This window comes from Flagellimonas abyssi, from assembly GCF_019457905.1.
Lineage (GTDB): Bacteria > Bacteroidota > Bacteroidia > Flavobacteriales > Flavobacteriaceae > Flagellimonas > Flagellimonas abyssi.
Window position 1 is genome coordinate 1 of the sequence record NZ_JAHZSV010000088.1, and the last position, 1,910, is coordinate 1,910.

3 protein-coding genes are annotated in these 1,910 nt (G+C 40.1%); all 3 read right to left on the reverse strand.

Annotated features, from left to right (window positions below; translation table 11 throughout):
• Positions 1-153 precede the first annotated feature (153 nt).
• From K1F36_RS19915 to K1F36_RS19925, 3 genes are read right to left on the reverse strand one after another with little or no spacing between them, the layout of a single operon-like run.
• Positions 154-858 carry a HipA domain-containing protein gene (locus tag K1F36_RS19915; protein ID WP_220115350.1) on the reverse strand — a complete coding sequence of 235 codons (705 nt, stop codon included), beginning with the start codon at positions 856-858 and terminating at the stop codon, positions 154-156.
• Positions 848-1,183 carry a HipA N-terminal domain-containing protein gene (locus K1F36_RS19920; protein WP_220115351.1) on the reverse strand — a complete coding sequence of 112 codons (336 nt, stop codon included), beginning with the start codon at positions 1,181-1,183 and terminating at the stop codon, positions 848-850. Before K1F36_RS19920 ends, K1F36_RS19915 begins: the two co-directional genes overlap by 11 nt.
• Positions 1,180-1,407: a helix-turn-helix domain-containing protein gene (locus tag K1F36_RS19925; RefSeq protein WP_220115352.1), complete on the reverse strand. Its 228-nt coding sequence runs from the start codon at positions 1,405-1,407 to the stop codon at positions 1,180-1,182. Before K1F36_RS19925 ends, K1F36_RS19920 begins: the two co-directional genes overlap by 4 nt.
• Positions 1,408-1,910: the final 503 nt, after the last annotated feature.

Sequence of the window (1,910 nt, forward strand, 5' to 3'; positions counted from 1 at the left end):
CGTGCCCGTATGGTCATTTTGGGCCTGTACTTGTGTCATGGTGGATGAGCCAGATGGTTGAGACCACCAAAAACGGAAATTGAGAGCCACCTAATTTTTGGAGTTAGTGATTTTAAAATCAGGCTATTGCGTTAGTCTTGAGGGTGCTCAATTCTATCCGGCGAAGATGGTATACCATGTCCGGCGTTTCCAGGCCGGGGCCAATAGCCAACCTGAGGTGGATTTTATCATCGAGAAATTCTTGAGATGCATATCATTGTTGCCCGTTAAAAAACTGAACAGGCTCAGCTCAAAAAAGAAGACCATATCCAACAAGGTATTGGCCGAATGTTCCAGTAAAGCCTTTCCAATTTTTTCCATGGAACTTTTATACTTATCAAAAGCTTCGGTTATTTGAAACATATCGAGCATGTGGATTTTATGGCCGTCGTCGGTTCTATCAATTCGTTTGGTTATATAGGACAGTTCGCCTGATTTCAAACGGATCAAACAGGAAGGCACGGTCTTTATGCCGAATGATTCAGCGATACGCATGGTCACATGTTCGTTTTCCGGCATTTCGGGATATTCGCTCGATGGGGGTTTAAAAATATAATTGCCGCCCAAGGCTCCGACTACGGTCAATCGAAAGTCACCGATATCTTTAACCTCATTGATCAATGACATGGATAGCTTGGGCTGCACCCCTGGAACTGAGATGCTGCGCTCTACGACGTTCTTGGCCAGTTCCGACATTTGGTCCAAGGTATATTCCAATTTGGGAGCTTCTTTTTTTCCAAAAAATGACAGACTACAGGTCTTGTGAAAATCAACTTCCCCGGTTAGGTCCCCATAACAGTACAAACACTTATGCTTCATGGCTCTCTATTATGGGTTTAACACTCACCGCTCCTATGCAGTTTTGACAACAGGCCAATAGCAGTCCCATTCGGTCATTTGGATTTAACTTCCAGTTTTTGGTGGCAATATCCAATAACCAGCCTTCGGGGATCAATCCTTCAAAAAATGGAAAAAGCCTATTTTCTTTATAGGGCTCCTTGCGAACAGGCATGGAAAAAATTATGAATTGCTGGGGATGTGTATCCACATAGTGGTTATCGTATTGGAATATATACTCACCATCATCGGTCTCGATAAGCTCCCCGGCCTTTAGGTCATTATACAATATAATCGCTTTTCTCATTGGTCTGCGGCATCTCTATTTTTTAGTGTTTTGATTGGAACGGCGGCAAGTGTATGCCCGAACATACTTAGTATAAGATTGACTTTATCCATATTCAGATTTGTTTTGCCCTGCTCTATTTTCCGGACTACGGTCAGGGCAACACCTGCTCGTTCGGCGAACTCTTCTTGGGTCAGGTTCACCTCATTCCTTCGGGCTTTTACAAACTCAGATAGACTATTCATTATATGTTTTTAGATATAAAATTAATCAATTATATGTAATTTATATGCAAAAGCATATAAATTTGTTATTTTTTGCGGTATTATATGCTTTTGCATATAATATCTATAATCCGGAGGACTAGAACCTACCCTCGGAAACTTCGATAAGTAATGGCCTTTTTTTTCTTCCATAATATATTTGGATGGGACGGATAATGAGAACCACTGAAAACGGATAAATTGAACACCTTAATCTTAAATATAATCAATTGTAAATCAGTTAGTTATTTGTTATTTTATCATGCTCATTTATTTCCGCTGATGGTCGTATACCATTGCCGTTTTTTACAATTAGGGGTCATTACTGAACACCGCAAATGAAAAATCCCTATTTCTAGGGATTCCACATATATAAATCAAATCGATAGAACTTATTCGATACTATCAAATTCGTCAACCATAAAGAAGTCTCTGTCCGCGATGTTCGCAAAATAGATTCCCTTGCCCATAATGTATTCCATTAT